Source organism: Psychrobacter sp. TWP2-1-2 (assembly GCF_049896785.1).
In the GTDB taxonomy this organism is placed as follows: domain Bacteria; phylum Pseudomonadota; class Gammaproteobacteria; order Pseudomonadales; family Moraxellaceae; genus Psychrobacter.
In genome coordinates, this window is sequence record NZ_JAFCVA010000009.1 from 84,967 (window position 1) to 101,719 (window position 16,753).

Below are 16,753 nucleotides of genomic sequence, written 5' to 3' on the forward strand. Positions count from 1 at the left end.
CTAGCTGATTCTTATTCATTGGGCATATTTAACTGTTGCTTGCCTTGTAGCGGCGTACTGTCCCATTGAGCAATGGCTTGCTTTAACATACGAGTAGGTGTGTCTCTATCGACGGCTGGTTGCTGTAATAGTTGTAAAGCATCGGCGATGAGTTTACTTGGATCCCGTGTATCAATGGGTTGTGCTAGGTTTTGCTTGGAGAGTTTTTGTCCATCAGCATGACATATCAGTGGCAAGTGATACCAATGATCGATGGCAGGCAAGCGTGCGGCATCCATGATGCTGATTTGCGCTGTCGTCATGGGTAGGATATCTAGACCGCGCATAATATGTGTCACTTGTTGCAGTCCATCATCAAGGCTGGCAGCCAAAATATAATTGATCATACTATCTTGGCGACGCACCACCATATCACCCAATATCTGCTGAGGATTATCCCACTGCAATCCTTGAATACCGTCGTTAAAACCAATCTTATAATTCGGTAGCTGTATGCGTAGCTTATGTTGCTCTCTATCAAGGTCAGCGCTGACACAGCAGCGTGGATAGCGCTTCCTGTTTGGTTGCAATGGGTTAACATAATAAGATGGGCTCAGCTCTTCTTGCGCCCAGTATTGCTCTAAATCTTTACGCGAGCACTGACAACCATAAGTGAGCGGATGCAGGGCTGAGTGTAGATAATCATTATAAATATCAATACGCTCAGATTGATAAATGATATCACCGTCCCAGTACAATCCAAGCGCTTCCAAATCAATCAAAATTTGCTCAGTAAATTGCTGATCACAGCGTTCGGTATCAGTGTCTTCAATACGCAGTAGCCATTTACCACCAATGGATTTTATATGGCAAAAGCTGGCAAGCGCGGTCGTCAATGAGCCAAGATGCAGTTCACCAGTCGGTGAGGGAGCAAAACGACCAATCGGCTGTACTGGTATGATTGGAGTGGGCATAGGAATAAGGTTAGTTTTCAAAGTAGGAAATTATCAGTAAAAAAGGTAGAAGATAGAATAATAAATATATCCGTAAAAAGATATTTGTGAAATGAGTCTGTTTTGTTAGCAAATCAATATAAGCAAGCTTAAAGCTCTGTATCAGCCATGATTCATTGACTAAAAACCAGCCAGCTAAAACGCAATAAGCGACCATGTTATGGTCGCTTATGCTTACATTCTACTATTGAGATTAATCGTAATTCGTTTAAGCGCCTTGATTTTGGCGTTCTTTAATCTCAGACAGTGTTTTACAATCGATACACTGGGTAGCTGTTGGGCGCGCTTCGAGACGACGCAGACCAATCTCTACGCCACAAGTTTCACAAAATCCATAATCATCATTTTCAATTTCTGACATAGATTTATCAATTTTGCGAATGAGCTTACGTTCACGGTCACGCGTACGCAATGCGAGGGCAAACTCTTCTTCTTGGGTGGCGCGATCATTGATATCTGGCATAGCACTGGACTCGTCTTGGATATAAGTCTTGGTGCGATCCGCTTCGCCAATCAGTTGGCTCTTCCAATCCAATAATATAGCCTTAAAGTGCTCTAACTGCGCATCAGACATGTACTCTTCGTCTTTGGCAGGCACATAAGGAGTAAACTTAGCTTCACTTGGATTCGTGGTCAGGGTGCTCATATGGGTATCCTACTTTTTTCAAATTAATTCAATAAAACGACGTATCAAAAGACAAGACGCTATCAATGTCATAAACGCTATAATTTGTCCCTTTATAAAACGTTTTACCACTTGGTAACACAAGTAACACAGCGGATCTAATAGTACAGTTATCTTGATATGCTTAAAGCAATCTATCAATGGTCAGGTATATGGTTATGCATATTTTTATTTAAATAGCGTTGTCTTAATAATGCGACAAATCACTGACTGTGAAGATTTAGCTGTGATCGATTTAGCCATCCTAGCTATTATAATTCTACCTAATACCTAATACCAGATACTAGGCAGTCCTCATTTCGTTTTATACGTTGTATCATTGTTTCTGACAATAATGAAGTCATTTTTCATCATCATGTCGCTTTTACCATGCCAGTCATTGTATTCTGAACTCAGAAATATCAGTCAATAGCTTGGGGTATAAGGGCTCACATCAATATTGGTGCCAATAAATCTGGGCGTCAAGTATCCAGTCTTTCTACCCAGCTTGCAACCTTTCCATTGTTGGCTAATTGCAACCAACGGTAACCGGGCGGGACGCTTTTATCATAGGAAAAATCATTCTCATAAGGCTTGAACTGGTAGCAAGTAGATGGCGTACTATAGACCGTGACTCCTTGACGATGGCGAACCTGCTCTTGGTGCGTATGACCACTGATAATGACCTTGAGATGGTCAAATCCTAACAGATGCTGCCAAAAGGCCTCACTATTCTCTGCCATATGCGTGTCAATCCAGTCAGAGTCTACGGGAATGACATGATGATGTAGAGCAATCAGCGCAGGCTTATCACAAGCATCGAGTCTCTCGCATAACCAGTCAATATCGGTAGGCGTTATCTCGCCCTCGACTTTGCCCGTGATGGATGAGTCTAATAACAACAGCTGCCAACGATCAGTCTCAATGACATGCCGGCTTAGCAAGCGCGGGTCGGCAGGTTGAGCAATCAGTTCGCGCTCAAAGAACGGCAAGTCACTGCCTATCTCATCCGTCACATCATGATTGCCTGCGATACAAGTAAAAGGAATATTGGTGGCTTGCAATACCTCAAAAATATGATCGTAAATAGCGGGTTTGACTTCATTGACTAAGTCGCCAGTCACGATAATCAAATCGCAGCGAATGTCGCTACTCAAAGCTTGCTGTAGTACTGTTTCAAAGCACTGCTGACAGACAGAGGCTTCGCTATTGTTAGTATCGCCATCAACACTAGAAGAAACGGGCGTTGATAAATGCAAATCTGTGATTTGTAGTATGTTTACCTGTTCATCTGGTGTGCTAATGTTATTAACAGGATAGCTTAGCATTGGGTCAGTCCCTCATCGAATCGAAACAAGTGATGCTGTTAAAACGAATGATAAATAAATAGATGTCCTGCATCGAGTAGACTAATGAATTTTGGTCTGACCAATATGTTTTTTGGCTTGACGCCGCTAGTATGTCGATGGTATTAGGGCAAGTTTATAACATAAAGTCAATGAAAGCTCTATCATATTGATGAAATAAAGTTGGATAAGAGGATAAAAAAACCAGCGGCTTTATGTGAACCATAATGTGTCTAACGGCGCGCTGACCAAATTTTTGCAGTACTGAGCTTTGAGAAAATCAGCGCGATAAAAAATAAAATGGCTAATATTAATACGATAGCAAGTCCTGTCTGAATATCTAGCCAGATGCTTCCCCAAACGCCTAGCGTCACGCCAAGCTGTGCGATCAGTAGCGATATAACGACCATTTGTTTTGGCGATGATGACCACAAACGTGCCGTTAATGCTGGTAATACCAATAAACCGCTGATTAGTAAACTACCAACCGCTTGCAGGGCAATCGCACAAAATCCCGCCAATACGCCCATAAAGAACAGCCGCTGGCGTGTCGGGTTGATACCTTGGATACGTGCCAATGCTTCGTGAGTGGCAAGCTTAATTTGTGCAGGCCATATATACATAAGTAGACCTAACCCTACCAGCACGCTACCGGCAAGTAAGGGCAAGTCTGCCCAATCAAGCTCTAGCAAATTACCAAACAAAAACCCCAGTACGTTTGCTTGTTGGTCAGTCAACTGGGTCAAAGCCAATAAGCCTAAGCATAACAATGACACCGCCACGACGGCCAAAACCGCATCGACAGGCAGGCGCTCATCATCGATTAATACCAGCCCTAGCACCACCATGACGCTGACCAAGGCAATGCCAATGCCCATAGGTAATTGCCACCATACTGCTAAAGCCACACCAAGCAAGGTGCCATGTGCTAAAGCATCAGCAAAAAAAGCCATGCGTCGCCACAAGACTAAGCAACCTAAAGGCGCTGATAGTAACGCTAAAATACTGCCAGCGATCCAAGCGGGGGCAATGATGGCTAACCAAGCAGTCATAATAAATATCCGTAAAAGTTTTTATAAAGCTCAACGCTCGATATGTGTTTGATGTATTAAGCTTCGATATATTTTATATTTGTGAATGTGCAACGCGCCTTAATGATTATAGTTCGCTTGGGGCGTGATGCTCACAGGCATGCGGTTGATGCACATAAGGCTGCTCATAATGATGCCCAAATAGCTTTTGAAATTCACTACTAACGGCAAGCTCGCTTGGTTGTCCCTCACAGCAAATATGCTTATTAAGACAAATCACGCGTCGACTGCCTTTCATGACCCAATGCAGATCATGCGATACCACCAACATGGCACAACGCAAAAACTCTGGCAGCTCATCAATAAACTGATAGAGCCAAACTTCAGTATCAGGGTCCAGTCCTTGCATCGGCTCATCTAAAATCAATAAGTTGGGTTTGTCTAACAATGCGCGCGCGAGCAAGACTCTTTGTGTCTCACCACCCGACAGGTGCAGCATTTGTCGCGATAATAAGTGCGTCAATGACAAGTTATCAAAGATAAATTGACGCTGCTCAGACGTTAAACGCCTTTTATCCGCTTGTGCCAATAAATCGCAGACTCGTAATGGCAATATCGGCGGTACAGCAAAGCGCTGCGGTACATAGCCAAGCTGTAACTTCTGATGAGAGTTAATGTGCCCTTTGGTTGGCTCAATCAATCCCAAAATAAGTTTAACCAACGTTGACTTACCAGCGCCATTTGGTCCAATAAGACTGACTGTTTCATTAACCGCAATATCGATATCAATATGTGAGAGTAAGCGTTGATGCCCTATATCGTAGCTGATATTGCTTAGGCTCAGCAGTTTACTCGCATTATTAATGGTATTGCCATCAACAGCGGAAAAGTTCGGTTGATTAGACGGTGAGGTAGACAGGCTCATAGTATGACAACCAATAAGTGAATGAGTAATACAAATAAAAAGTGGATGACAAAGACTTATGCTTCAGTGGTTAGGGCGTGCTACTGGCACGCTTGGCAACGACCACTCAGCTCAATCACACTGCGTTCCACGATAAAGCCAACGTCTTGCTCAGCAAAACTCATCATTTCCTGTACGGGTACACTGCTACATTCTTGTACACGCTGACATTGACCACAGATTAAAAATGCTGCGGTATGCTGCGCGCGCGGGTGACAGCAAGGCACATAAGCATTGATAGAGGTCAATTGATGTATCAAGCCTTCACTCAATAAAAACTCCAGACTGCGATAGACAGTGGGCGGCGCGACATTTTTTGGCATTTGTTTTTTAGAGCTAAGCGCTTCGCTGCTGTCATCATTGTTATTGGGCTCTGATAAGCGCATTTGCTGCAATTGCGTGATCAAATCATATGCACCGATAGGTTTATTGGCTGCCAATACCAATTGATATATTTGCTGGCGCAATGGGGTAAAGCGTGCACCATTCAGGCGACATTGTTCTTTTGCTGCCATTAGGCGCTCGGTCACGTCATGCGGCGTAAGGTCCTGCACATCATGTAAATGTTCGCAGACTGATAAACTGGTGGACATGGTGCAAGCTCCTACGAAAAAAAATGGCACTGTTATTATAGTAATTTATAATGTTATAGTATAACATACTAAAAATAAGAGCAGATAAATGATCTTGGCTTATTTATTGATACCTTGATGATCACTCAGATACAACGGCGATAACGTCTAAATGTTTCCACTTATATTTTATCTTTCATACATTAAAGAATCTATTATGAACTCAGTTTTCAAATATTTTTTAAGCTCAACCATTATACTACAGCGATGGCTCATTACGGGCATAGTTGCATTAGGCGTCTTTACTGTGAGTGCACAAGCGGCAACAGTCAGCGTGAGTAACTACCCACTGTTTTTATTGAGTCAAGCAGTGACTGAAGGTTCACCGCCTGCCAAGCAGTTATTGCAAGCAGGGGAGGTAGGTCATCATGGCAGTATCAGCCCAGGCGATATTAAAGCCATTCAGGACAGTAAATTTGTCGTGTGGTTTGGTGAGCCATTAGAAAATAACTTGGCGGCAAGCCTTAATACCGCACCCAATGCGATTGCCTTATTTGAATTTGATGCCTTTAATCGTCATCCGCTACGTGACGTCCAAGGCAAGCCTATTGCTGGCACCTTGGATCCACATATATGGTTAGATCCTGAAAATGCCAAAGCCATGACTCGTGCCCTTGCCGTGATTCATAGCCATGCTAATCCGCAATATAAAGCACTTTATCACGCCAATGCACAAAAATTTGCTCAGCGAATGGATAGGGGAGTGGCATCTTTCGTAAAACAAGCTAAAGGCAAGCAGCAAACCCAGCCTTATTGGGCCTATCATGATGCTTATCAATACATCGAATCCAGCACAAACCTAAAGCTTGTTGGCAGCTTAAGCACTGATCACCATCTAGCACCACGAGCAAGCCAAATACGCTGGCTAAATGAGAAGCGTCCAGCCAAGCAAATGTGTCTGGTTAGCCCAAGTCAACCAGCCAAAGGTCTACTCGCTAAGTTACAGCCTGTAAAAACCACTGTGCAACCTGAAGATATGAGCAATAGTAAAGACTTTGTGAGTGGTTGGCAGACGATGGCACAGCAAATCTATCAATGTATATCGTAGGATAACTGATTAACCATAGTGGCTTGCAACGCTTGAGAAGCCATTATGTAGTCATACTTTGGGTGTTATCCATTGGTCAGTAACTATGATGTTTATGAGTGATTCAGCTAGGTCACTGATAAAAGGTATATTTTTCTTGCTTAAAGGTGGTATGCCCCTTATAATAAGTGGCGTTTTATTTTGGTTAAAAGGTAACACCTGTAGAGTGAGCCGTTCACGGATAAAAGTGTCGCGACGATGTTATATTGCCACCTTATCCCAATGCTGTAAGGCTATAGGATTGCATTACCGATGACCAAGCCTGCCAAACGCACACAAAAAGATAAAATTGGCATCTATATCAAACGCCAAGCGTGGATATTATTTATCCTTATTATTATTGCTTGGGCTTTAGATACCAGTTGGCTACATAGTGAACTTACTGTCGCAAAAAGCGCCGCTATTGGTGCGCTACTCAGTTTTGCTACCCAAGCTGTATTTGCTTTTTTTATCTTTTGGTACACTGGATATCGCGCGCGCCAACATATTGTTAGCCAGCTATATCGAGGTCAAATGGCCAAATGGCTATTGACTGTGTTTGGTTTCGCACTAATTTTTATTACCGTACAACCCCTATCTGCGCCTGCGCTGTTTATCGGTTTTATGGTAATGCAAATTAGTCACAGTTGGATGTTGTGGCATATACGCTAGCATTAATAGACGATGACTATATCAATAGTTGAGTGCTTAATAGTGCTAGGCAAGTCACCCTGCCGTCCAGCTTCTCTATGACTGATTTCATAAGAAAGTCAAAACATACAAAACTGTCTAAAGACAGCGCCAATGATCATAAAGACTGTGATATGAGCGTTTAAATGAGTATAGCGTGTGATAATGGAGTCGATAGCCAATTATTAGCTATCAGTATTGCCTCTAATTAAATTCTTACAATTTAATTAATCACGCAAAGCTATGTTAGTAAACGTTAATAGTAGCTAACTTATTCATACAGTGCATAAAAAAGTCATAATTGACTTTACACGAATACAACGCTGCATTAATATAGGCAGCTAAATATTTTGCTTATGGACGCTGTATTAAGCGTCGATCGTGGAAACGCGGCAGTAAGTAAACACAGATATAATAATTTCGCGTACATATACAAGGGCTATTACTGAATCATCATAAGCCCTTTTTTGATAGCTAAAATTTATCTTAAGTTATCAAATTGCGCACTAGTAATAGAACTATGGGTTGGATGTTATTGATTACATGAGTGCTTTAGCATGGCTCATTTGCCTGCTTTGTTGCAAGGCAGATAGACATACTACAATCTCATCAGATGACAACCATATTTTTGGTAGTTGATTAAATCGTTGATTAATAAGAAGCTGACATTATGGCAGGCGAGCAAACAACAACAGACTATATCTCTCACCACTTAACGAACTGGACGTACGGCTATCTGCCGGGCGAAGGCTGGAAAGTTGCCTATACTGCTGAAGAAGCTAGTGCAATGGGCTTTAAAGCCATCCACCTTGATTCTATGCTTTGGTCAATTGGTCTAGGCATTGTTTTCTGCGCCATCTTTTGGATGGTCGCTAGAAAAGTCACTTCAGGCGTGCCGGGTAAAACTCAGGCCGCGGTTGAGATGATCGTTGAGTTCGTTGATAACAACGTTCGTGATTCGTATAGTGGTACCTCAAAGCTGATTGCGCCTTTGGCGTTGACTATCTTTGTATGGATATTCTTAATGAACTTGATGGATTTATTACCCGTCGATTTTATTCCTATGATTGCTGGCCAAATCGGCGCAATGATGGGACATGATCCACATCATGTGTTCTTTAAGATCGTTCCAACGACGGATCCTAATATTACGCTTGGCATGTCTTTTTCTGTCTTTATACTGATTCTGTTCTATAGTATCAAAGAAAAAGGTTTGGGCGGCTTTGTTGGCGAGCTAACACTGCATCCGTTTAGTGCCAAAAACCCTATCGTACAAATTATTTTAATACCCATCAACTTTATCTTAGAGTTTGTTACTTTGATAGCGAAACCTATCTCTTTAGGTTTACGACTATTCGGTAACATGTATGCTGGTGAGTTGATTTTCATACTGATTGCTCTAATGCCGTTTTGGATTCAATGGGCGTTATCAGTACCGTGGGCTATTTTCCACATCTTAATTATTACACTTCAAGCGTTCGTATTTATGATGCTGACGATAGTTTATATGTCACTTGCATCATCAACTGAACATTAATTAGACATTCAATAGGTAAATGAGGATACATCCATGGATCCAGTATTAGGTGGTTACACAGTTATCGCAGTAGCACTACTTATCGGTTTAGGTGCACTAGGTACAGGTATTGGTTTTGCTATTCTAGGTGGTAAATTCCTAGAAGGCGTTGCGCGTCAGCCAGAACTTGGTTCACAGCTGCAAACTCGTATGTTCATCGTAGCAGGTCTTCTTGATGCTATTCCGATGATCGGTGTTGGTATTGCTATGCTATTGTTGTTCGCTAACCCTCTAGCAGGTTAATCAGAAAGCTCAGTTGTAAATGTTTGGTAGTCAAAGTTTGTATCTTAACCATAGCCAAAGTTTGGCTATCAAATATGATCAATGAAACTGATTTTTCATTAACAAAGAGGTGATCACGTGAATATCAATTCTACCCTCATCGGTCAAGCCATTGCTTTTGCAATCTTTGTGATGTTCTGCATGAAATTCGTGTGGCCACCACTTATTGGTGCCATCAATGAGCGTCAGCGTAAAATTGCTGAAGGCCTGAATGCCGCAGAAAAAGCAAAAGCAGATCTGGCGACCGCTGAGCAAGACGTCCAGCAGGAGCTTGATCTTGCAAAGACCAAAGCTGCTGCTTTAATCGAGCAAGCGAACAAGAGTGCCAACCAGCTTGTCGAAGATGCAAAAATGCAGGCCCAAGTGGAAGGCGAGCGCATTCGTCAACAAGCGCAAGCGTCTATCGACCAAGAAATCAATCAAGCGCGTGAATCATTACGTGCCCAAGTTGCTGAACTGGCTGTACTTGGTGCAGAAAAGATTTTGCAAGACAAAGTCGATGTGCAAAAACATGCCAGTATGTTAGACCAACTGGCGGCAAAGCTGTAACTGTGAGGATATAATGGCTGACTTATCAACCTTAGCACGACCCTACGCTAAAGCCGCGTTTGACTATGCCAACGAAAACGGGGCCGTAAACGAGTGGGAAAATTTCTTGTTTGTCGCCAGTGCAATTGTCAATGACAAAGCGTTCCGTACATGGCTAGAAAATCCAGCCGTTACGGCTGAGCATAAGTCAGCTGCTTTGGTTGATCTTTATGACTCACAAGTGGCTGGTGATAGCGACTCTGCTTTTAAACAGCTACTAGGCGAGAGCAAAGGCTCTCGTTATGGTAATAGTATTAGCTATCCTAAAGTGTCACCAGCGCTCAATAATTTTATTAAGCAGTTGGCGCAGCAAGAGCGTCTGGCGCTGCTTCCTGAAGTTTATGAGCATTATCGCCGCCACAAGGCAATAAGCTTAAAGCAGCTTGATGCTTACGTGACCTCTGCCTATCCATTGACTGACGCTCAGCGTGAAATGCTTCAAACGCGCCTTGCTGCATCGTTAAATGCTAGTGTGGTGATTCATGAGTCGGTCGATCCAAGTCTATTGGCAGGCGCTACCATCAAAGTCGGTGACAAAATCATTGATGATTCGATGCGCGGCAAGTTACAACAGTTAAAAACACAGCTAACGGCCTAATGCCATTTACCAGCGCAGTCATCTATGATCTGTGTGAAAGTAAGAGCATTTAAGTCAGTGGGCGGGTTATCATAAATTAAAGGAAACAAGGCAATGCAACAATTGAATCCAGCGGAAATCAGTAACCTGATTAAGCAGCGTATTCAAGACCTTGATGCGGGTGCAACTGCAAAGAATGAAGGCACGATTGTCAAAGTATCTGACGGTATCGTGCAGATTCATGGTCTTGAAGATGCCATGTACGGCGAAATGATTGAGTTTGAAGGCGAAATCTATGGAATGGCGCTTAACTTAGAGCGTGATTCTGTCGGCGCGGTAGTACTTGGTGATTACCTAAAGCTGCAAGAAGGTCAAAAAGCCTATTGTACTGGTCGTATTCTTGAAGTACCAGTAGGTCCTGAGCTGCTAGGCCGTGTTGTTGACGCCTTGGGAAATCCTATTGATGGCAAAGGTCCTATCGATGCCAAAATGACTGACAAAGTCGAAAAAATCGCCCCAGGCGTTATTGATCGTCAGTCAGTAGATCAACCAGTAATGACGGGTTATAAAGCCGTTGATACTATGATTCCAATTGGTCGTGGTCAGCGTGAGCTTATCATTGGTGACCGTCAGACGGGTAAAACCGCGATGGCTATCGATGCGATCATCGCGCAGAAATCATCTGGTATCAAGTGTGTATACGTCGCAATCGGTCAGAAACGTTCTACCATTGCAAACGTCGTACGCAAGCTTGAGCAAACTGGTGCCCTTGAATATACGACTGTCGTCGTCGCTTCAGCGTCAGAACCAGCAGCACTACAGTATATCGCACCGTATTCAGGTTGTACGATGGGCGAATACTTCCGTGACCGCGGTGAAGATGCACTGATTGTATTTGATGACTTATCAAAACAAGCTGTTGCTTATCGTCAAATTTCACTATTGCTACGTCGTCCGCCAGGTCGTGAAGCGTATCCTGGTGATGTCTTCTATTTACATTCACGTTTACTTGAGCGTGCATCACGCGTAAACGCGGCGTACGTAGAAAAGTTCACTAACGGTAAAGTAGTTGGTAAAACCGGTTCTTTAACCGCACTGCCAATTATTGAAACCCAAGCTGGTGACGTATCTGCATTCGTACCGACTAACGTGATTTCAATCACCGATGGTCAGATTTTCTTAGAATCAAGCCTATTCAACTCAGGTATCCGTCCAGCAGTTAACGCTGGTATCTCGGTATCTCGTGTGGGCGGGGCAGCTCAGACTAAGATCATCAAGAAGCTATCTGGTGGTATCCGTACTGCACTAGCTCAGTATCGTGAACTGGCTGCCTTTGCTCAGTTTGCCTCAGATCTTGATGACGCAACTCGCGAACAGCTTGATCATGGTGAGCGTGTGACTGAATTGATGAAGCAGAAGCAGTATCAGCCAATGTCAATCTCTGAGCAAGCTGCAGTTATCTATGCATCGAATGAAGGCTTTTTAGCGGACGTTCCTGTCGAAAAAATCGGTTCTTTTGAAGAAGCTTACTTACGCTATATGCATGATGAGCAAAGTGAATTGATGCGTGAGATTGATGATACTGCGAATTATAATGATGATATCGCAGGTCGTTTGAAGTCATCTTTAGAGACCTTTAAACAAAATCACAGTTATTAATTTAACGGGTTAAGCCGAATTGGTTATGGCTGTCTTTGATGGCTAATAAAGTGGCGCATTGTCTTGTATTTTTTTATTAAGACAGTAGCGCCACTGTTCTAACCATTGACGGTATTAGATCGCGTCATGCACAAAATATATAACATTAATCTGTTAGATTGATGTTATATACTAAATAATTGTCGCATGCGCCAATGCTTTTTAACCCTCTTATATTGGAATCATTATGGCAAGCTTAAAAGAGATACGTGCCAAAGTCACCAGTATTAAAAGCACCCAAAAAATTACTCGTGCTATGCAAATGGTTGCGGCAAGTAAAATGCGCCGTGCCCAAGAGCGCATGGAAGTGGGTCGCCCGTATGCTGATAGTATGCGCCGGGTTATTTCACATTTGGTGCATGCCTCATCAGACTATAAACATCCGTATATGGTCTCGCGTCCAGTCAATAAGGTTGGCTATATTGTCATTACCTCTGATCGCGGTCTGGCGGGTGGTTTGAATATTAACTTATTCAAAGCTTTATCTAAGAGTATCCAGCAGTATCAAGATCAATCTGTACAAACTGAGTTTGCAGTCATTGGCGCTAAAGGTGTGAGTTTTTTCAAAAACTTTGGTGGTAAAGTGACCTCGGCAGTAACCGATTATGGTGATAAGCCAACGTTTGAGCAGATAAACGCACCGGTTCAAGCCATGCTTGACGATTATACTAACGGTAAAATAGACCGCATCTATGTGGTTTATAATAAGTTTGTTAATGCGATGACCCAAAAGCCGACTGTCAATCAGTTGGTACCTTTACCAGACAGTGCGTTTGGTGAAGAAGAGAGCGGCATTCAAACAGAACTGAGCTGGGATTATATCTACGAGCCTGATATCAAAACATTGATTGATGAGTTGCTTGGCCGCTATATTGAGTCGATTGTGTATCAAGCGGTAATGGAAAACATTGCCTCTGAGCAGTCCTCACGTATGGTTGCGATGAAAGCGGCGACAGATAATGCTGGTGACCTAATTAACGATTTACAGTTGGTTTATAACAAGCTGCGTCAAGCGGCGATTACCCGAGAAATCTCGGAAATCGTTGGCGGTGCTGCTGCTGTTTCATAATTGAAACCCCTTATGAAACCCACTATATACAGAAGTTCAAGGAGAACGCAATGAGTAGCGGTCGTATTGTACAGATTATTGGCGCGGTTCTTGACGTTGAGTTCAACCGTAGTGAAGTTCCTCAGATTTATGATGCCTTGCAAGTAGATGGTACCGAAACCACCCTAGAAGTACAGCAACAACTAGGTGATGGCATTGTCCGTACTATCGCAATGGGTTCAACTGAAGGCCTAAAGCGTAACTTAACAGTCACTAACACTGGTGCGCCTATTGCTGTGCCTGTTGGTATTGGTACGCTTGGCCGTATCATGGATGTTCTTGGTCGTCCTATCGATGAAGAAGGTCCTGTAGAAGCTGATGAAAAATGGTCTATCCACCGTGAAGCGCCAAGCTACGCGGATCAGTCAAACAGCACTGAGCTGTTAGAAACTGGTATTAAAGTTATCGATCTACTTTGCCCGTTTGCTAAAGGTGGTAAAGTTGGTCTGTTTGGTGGTGCTGGTGTTGGTAAAACCGTTAACATGATGGAGCTGATCAACAACATCGCTCTAAAACATGAAGGTTTGTCAGTATTTGCTGGTGTTGGTGAGCGTACTCGTGAAGGTAACGATTTCTATCACGAAATGCAAGAAGCCGGCGTTGTAAACACTGAAGACTTTAGCAAATCTAAAGTTGCGATGGTATACGGTCAGATGAATGAGCCACCGGGTAACCGCTTGCGTGTTGCGTTGTCTGGTTTGACCATGGCTGAATACTTCCGTGATACGAAAGATCCTGCCACTGGCAAAGGTCGTGACGTATTGCTGTTTGTTGATAACATCTACCGTTATACACTAGCCGGTACTGAAGTATCAGCACTACTTGGTCGTATGCCATCTGCGGTTGGTTATCAGCCAACACTTGCTGAAGAGATGGGTATGCTGCAAGAGCGTATTACCTCAACGCAGTCAGGTTCTATTACTTCTGTGCAAGCAGTATATGTCCCTGCGGATGATTTGACGGATCCATCACCAGCAACGACGTTTGCGCATTTGGATGCAACGGTTGTATTGAGTCGTGATATTGCTTCACAAGGTATCTATCCTGCGGTTGATCCGCTAGATTCAACCTCGCGTCAGCTAGATCCATTAGTCATTGGCGAAGAGCATTATAACGTTGCTCGTGGCGTGCAAGAGATTTTGCAGCGCTATCGTGAGCTAAAAGACATCATCGCTATCTTGGGTATGGATGAGTTGTCAGAAGAAGATAAACTAGTCGTTTATCGTTCGCGTAAGATTCAGCGCTTCTTGTCACAGCCATTCCACGTTGCTGAAGTCTTTACTGGCGCACCTGGTAAATATGTACCACTACGCGATACCATTGCTAGCTTTAAAGCAATCATCGCTGGTGAATACGATGACCTACCAGAGCAAGCGTTCTATATGGCTGGTGGCATCGACGAAGTTGTTGCTAAAGCAGAAAAAATGAAATCTACTGCAGCGTAAGTTGTGTTAGCATTTGCTAAAGGGCAGATAGACCATAAAAAGTCTATTTGCCAGTTAGTAACGCCTCGCAGTTTTGATTGTGTTTTGATCGTAAGGAGTTAAGTATGGCAACGTTACAATGTCGCGTCGTAAGTGCTCGTGAAGAGTTGTATTCAGGCGAAATTAGCATGTTAATAGCTACTGGTACCGAAGGCGAGATTGGTGTATTGCCAGGTCACACACCGCTTATTACTTTGTTAAAACCGGGTGCGATGCGAGTGCAAACACCAAACGGTGAAGAAGAAGTGATTTATGTATCAGGCGGTGTTTTAGAAGTACAGCCGAAGATGGTTACCGTATTGGCTGATACAGCGATGCGTGCACATAACCTTGATGAAAGCAAAATTGTCGAAGCACGTAAAAAGGCTGAGCAGATGCTGGTTAATCAATCGGATACTGTACAAACTAATGCAGCTTTAGCGTCATTAGCAGAGTCTGTGGCACAGCTACAGACTATCCGTAAGTACAAAAACCGCGCTTAATTTTTTGTGGAAAATTTTAGAGTTTCCTTTTGACTCTTACCACAGATATAAAAAAACAGTCCATCATGGGCTGTTTTTTTATGTTTATTATTTAATATTCTATGCTTGTTGATCGAGGATAAATACACGATTTATGATGCAATTTTGAGCTCAACAGCCAGTTTTTTAAATATGAATGTTAACTAACTATGCATATATGAACTATTCATTTACTAATTATGTATCGAATGATAATAAGCAGTACGGGAATAGTAGATGAAAAAGTCACTGGCAGCAAAGGTGATATGTCGCTATATTAGACGTAACAGGAATACAAGTATCGTTATCAATCAAGTATTTTATCGCTGTGCGCTACATTAAGATTGGCTACTTATAGAAATTCAGGTGAGGAAAGGGTCGTAAAAAAACATTTCACTTGCTATTATTTGTATAAAGCTCATAATTTTTGGACGTAAACTAAAGTTTTAATGGGTATAGTTTATAGGTTTTGTTAACGACTATAAGCTATAGTATAGGAAGCTGTATGTTTAATAGTATACTGTGCTACCAAGTTTGTAACAGCTATACCAACATCAATTGTGCCACTTAATGGTGCTATTAATTTTACCGCTCTTACTTTTACTGCTTTTAAATGAGATGTATTAGAGGATATAACAATGACAACGAATGAAGAAGACAACACCCCCCGAATTTTGATTGTTGAGGATGATGAGCGTCTGGCCATGTTGACTCAAGATTACTTGGTCAAAAATGGTTTAGAAGTCGCTATCGAAACCGATGGTAATCGTGCTATTCGTCGCATCGTCAGTGAACAACCAGATTTGGTCGTACTTGATGTCATGCTTCCTGGTAGCGATGGACTGACGGTATGTCGTGAAGTACGCCCGCATTATCAGAATCCTATTTTGATGCTGACTGCGCGTACTGAAGATATGGATCAGGTACTGGGTCTTGAGATGGGTGCTGATGATTATGTCGCTAAACCTGCTCAGCCACGTGTCTTGCTAGCACGTATTCGTGCGTTATTACGTCGCTCAGAAAATGCCCCATCAGAAGATGTACCACAGCGCCTAGAATTTGGTGAACTGGTCATCGACAATGGCGGTCGTTCAGTGAATTTAGGTGATGAGTTGGTTGATTTCACCAGTGCTGAATATGACTTATTATGGTTGCTTGCTTCTAATGCGGGTCGAATTCTTTCGCGTGAAGATATCTTCGAGCGTCTACGTGGTATTGAATATGACGGTCAAGATCGTTCAATTGACGTTCGTATCTCACGCATTCGTCCAAAAATCGGTGATGATCCAGAAAATCCAAAACGTATCAAAACCGTTCGTAGTAAAGGGTATTTGTTCGTTAAAGAAGGCAACTAAGTTAATTTTGCTCCGGCAATGGCTTATTGCTCATTAGCGTGACCAAAGAAACCAGCAACTAGGCTGGTTTTTTTGTGGCTAAATTTTAATTTTTGAACTTAAATACAGCGTTATGTGGTTTAATTAAGCAATTATTGCGGGTGCTGCCTAAATATACATGAGGCAAATGGATTTTAGGTGATGCTCAGTTATAAATTAAA

17 protein-coding genes are annotated in these 16,753 nt (G+C 42.7%); 11 read left to right on the forward strand and 6 right to left on the reverse strand.

Annotation, left to right across the window (positions count from 1 at the left end; translation table 11 throughout):
• Nucleotides 1-11 precede the first annotated feature (11 nt).
• The 6 genes from gluQRS to ACP7AE_RS09950 form a co-directional block, all read right to left on the reverse strand.
• Nucleotides 12-953: a tRNA glutamyl-Q(34) synthetase GluQRS gene (gluQRS, locus tag ACP7AE_RS09925; RefSeq protein WP_426242846.1), complete on the reverse strand. Its 942-nt coding sequence runs from the start codon at nt 951-953 to the stop codon at nt 12-14.
• A gap of 247 nt (nt 954-1,200) precedes the next feature.
• Nucleotides 1,201-1,638, reverse strand: coding sequence for an RNA polymerase-binding protein DksA (gene dksA, locus ACP7AE_RS09930; protein ID WP_045445865.1), 438 nt, complete (start codon nt 1,636-1,638; stop codon nt 1,201-1,203).
• A gap of 500 nt (nt 1,639-2,138) precedes the next feature.
• On the reverse strand, nt 2,139-2,984 hold the full coding sequence (locus ACP7AE_RS09935) for a metallophosphoesterase (protein ID WP_426242848.1): 846 nt from the start codon (nt 2,982-2,984) through the stop codon (nt 2,139-2,141).
• 251 nt (nt 2,985-3,235) lie between these two features.
• A complete protein-coding gene (locus ACP7AE_RS09940) occupies nt 3,236-4,054 on the reverse strand; it encodes a metal ABC transporter permease (RefSeq protein ID WP_426242850.1) in 819 nt (272 codons plus the stop codon).
• Nucleotides 4,055-4,160: 106 nt separating this feature from the next.
• A complete protein-coding gene (locus ACP7AE_RS09945; protein WP_426242852.1) occupies nt 4,161-4,958 on the reverse strand; it encodes a metal ABC transporter ATP-binding protein in 798 nt (265 codons plus the stop codon).
• An 80-nt stretch (nt 4,959-5,038) separates the two neighbouring features.
• Complete coding sequence (locus ACP7AE_RS09950; protein ID WP_426242854.1) at nt 5,039-5,590, reverse strand: Fur family transcriptional regulator; 552 nt, start codon at nt 5,588-5,590, stop codon at nt 5,039-5,041.
• Nucleotides 5,591-5,786: 196 nt separating this feature from the next.
• Here ACP7AE_RS09950 and ACP7AE_RS09955 point away from each other — a divergent pair, with 196 nt between their 5' ends.
• The 11 genes from ACP7AE_RS09955 (at nt 5,787) to ACP7AE_RS10005 (ending at nt 16,553) form a co-directional block, all read left to right on the forward strand.
• Nucleotides 5,787-6,677: a metal ABC transporter solute-binding protein, Zn/Mn family gene (locus ACP7AE_RS09955; RefSeq protein ID WP_426242856.1), complete on the forward strand. Its 891-nt coding sequence runs from the start codon at nt 5,787-5,789 to the stop codon at nt 6,675-6,677.
• A gap of 291 nt (nt 6,678-6,968) precedes the next feature.
• Nucleotides 6,969-7,367: an ATP synthase subunit I gene (locus ACP7AE_RS09960; RefSeq protein ID WP_045452420.1), complete on the forward strand. Its 399-nt coding sequence runs from the start codon at nt 6,969-6,971 to the stop codon at nt 7,365-7,367.
• A gap of 688 nt (nt 7,368-8,055) precedes the next feature.
• Complete coding sequence (gene atpB, locus ACP7AE_RS09965; protein WP_055125357.1) at nt 8,056-8,922, forward strand: F0F1 ATP synthase subunit A; 867 nt, start codon at nt 8,056-8,058, stop codon at nt 8,920-8,922.
• Nucleotides 8,923-8,955: 33 nt separating this feature from the next.
• Nucleotides 8,956-9,204, forward strand: coding sequence for a F0F1 ATP synthase subunit C (gene atpE / locus ACP7AE_RS09970; RefSeq protein WP_010197960.1), 249 nt, complete (start codon nt 8,956-8,958; stop codon nt 9,202-9,204).
• Between the two features lie 117 nt (nt 9,205-9,321).
• Nucleotides 9,322-9,792, forward strand: a complete 471-nt coding sequence (locus tag ACP7AE_RS09975; protein ID WP_045452424.1) for a F0F1 ATP synthase subunit B — start codon at nt 9,322-9,324, stop codon at nt 9,790-9,792.
• A gap of 13 nt (nt 9,793-9,805) precedes the next feature.
• Nucleotides 9,806-10,429, forward strand: coding sequence for a F0F1 ATP synthase subunit delta (locus ACP7AE_RS09980; protein WP_045445877.1), 624 nt, complete (start codon nt 9,806-9,808; stop codon nt 10,427-10,429).
• 93 nt (nt 10,430-10,522) lie between these two features.
• Complete coding sequence (atpA, locus tag ACP7AE_RS09985; protein WP_426242858.1) at nt 10,523-12,067, forward strand: F0F1 ATP synthase subunit alpha; 1,545 nt, start codon at nt 10,523-10,525, stop codon at nt 12,065-12,067.
• 226 nt (nt 12,068-12,293) lie between these two features.
• The gene (gene atpG / locus ACP7AE_RS09990) at nt 12,294-13,175 is read left to right on the forward strand and encodes a F0F1 ATP synthase subunit gamma (protein ID WP_045445883.1); all 882 of its coding nucleotides are present in this window, start codon (nt 12,294-12,296) and stop codon (nt 13,173-13,175) included.
• Nucleotides 13,176-13,225: 50 nt separating this feature from the next.
• Nucleotides 13,226-14,659 carry a F0F1 ATP synthase subunit beta gene (gene atpD / locus ACP7AE_RS09995; RefSeq protein ID WP_045452427.1) on the forward strand — a complete coding sequence of 478 codons (1,434 nt, stop codon included), beginning with the start codon at nt 13,226-13,228 and terminating at the stop codon, nt 14,657-14,659.
• Between the two features lie 104 nt (nt 14,660-14,763).
• Complete coding sequence (locus ACP7AE_RS10000; protein WP_021812807.1) at nt 14,764-15,180, forward strand: F0F1 ATP synthase subunit epsilon; 417 nt, start codon at nt 14,764-14,766, stop codon at nt 15,178-15,180.
• A gap of 656 nt (nt 15,181-15,836) precedes the next feature.
• Nucleotides 15,837-16,553 carry a response regulator gene (locus tag ACP7AE_RS10005; RefSeq protein ID WP_045445894.1) on the forward strand — a complete coding sequence of 239 codons (717 nt, stop codon included), beginning with the start codon at nt 15,837-15,839 and terminating at the stop codon, nt 16,551-16,553.
• The last annotated feature ends 200 nt before the right edge of the window (nt 16,554-16,753 follow it).

What these genes read in the sequence shown, in the direction of transcription:
- gluQRS (WP_426242846.1), bottom strand. Translation starts at nt 953, where the DNA reads ATGCCCACTCCAATCATACCAGTACAGCCGATTGGTCGTTTTGCTCCC.
- dksA (WP_045445865.1), bottom strand. Translation starts at nt 1,638, where the DNA reads ATGAGCACCCTGACCACGAATCCAAGTGAAGCTAAGTTTACTCCTTAT.
- ACP7AE_RS09935 (WP_426242848.1), bottom strand. Translation starts at nt 2,984, where the DNA reads ATGCTAAGCTATCCTGTTAATAACATTAGCACACCAGATGAACAGGTA.
- ACP7AE_RS09940 (WP_426242850.1), bottom strand. Translation starts at nt 4,054, where the DNA reads ATGACTGCTTGGTTAGCCATCATTGCCCCCGCTTGGATCGCTGGCAGT.
- ACP7AE_RS09945 (WP_426242852.1), bottom strand. Translation starts at nt 4,958, where the DNA reads ATGAGCCTGTCTACCTCACCGTCTAATCAACCGAACTTTTCCGCTGTT.
- ACP7AE_RS09950 (WP_426242854.1), bottom strand. Translation starts at nt 5,590, where the DNA reads ATGTCCACCAGTTTATCAGTCTGCGAACATTTACATGATGTGCAGGAC.
- ACP7AE_RS09955 (WP_426242856.1), top strand. Translation starts at nt 5,787, where the DNA reads ATGAACTCAGTTTTCAAATATTTTTTAAGCTCAACCATTATACTACAG.
- ACP7AE_RS09960 (WP_045452420.1), top strand. Translation starts at nt 6,969, where the DNA reads ATGACCAAGCCTGCCAAACGCACACAAAAAGATAAAATTGGCATCTAT.
- atpB (WP_055125357.1), top strand. Translation starts at nt 8,056, where the DNA reads ATGGCAGGCGAGCAAACAACAACAGACTATATCTCTCACCACTTAACG.
- atpE (WP_010197960.1), top strand. Translation starts at nt 8,956, where the DNA reads ATGGATCCAGTATTAGGTGGTTACACAGTTATCGCAGTAGCACTACTT.
- ACP7AE_RS09980 (WP_045445877.1), top strand. Translation starts at nt 9,806, where the DNA reads ATGGCTGACTTATCAACCTTAGCACGACCCTACGCTAAAGCCGCGTTT.
- atpA (WP_426242858.1), top strand. Translation starts at nt 10,523, where the DNA reads ATGCAACAATTGAATCCAGCGGAAATCAGTAACCTGATTAAGCAGCGT.
- atpG (WP_045445883.1), top strand. Translation starts at nt 12,294, where the DNA reads ATGGCAAGCTTAAAAGAGATACGTGCCAAAGTCACCAGTATTAAAAGC.
- atpD (WP_045452427.1), top strand. Translation starts at nt 13,226, where the DNA reads ATGAGTAGCGGTCGTATTGTACAGATTATTGGCGCGGTTCTTGACGTT.
- ACP7AE_RS10000 (WP_021812807.1), top strand. Translation starts at nt 14,764, where the DNA reads ATGGCAACGTTACAATGTCGCGTCGTAAGTGCTCGTGAAGAGTTGTAT.
- ACP7AE_RS10005 (WP_045445894.1), top strand. Translation starts at nt 15,837, where the DNA reads ATGACAACGAATGAAGAAGACAACACCCCCCGAATTTTGATTGTTGAG.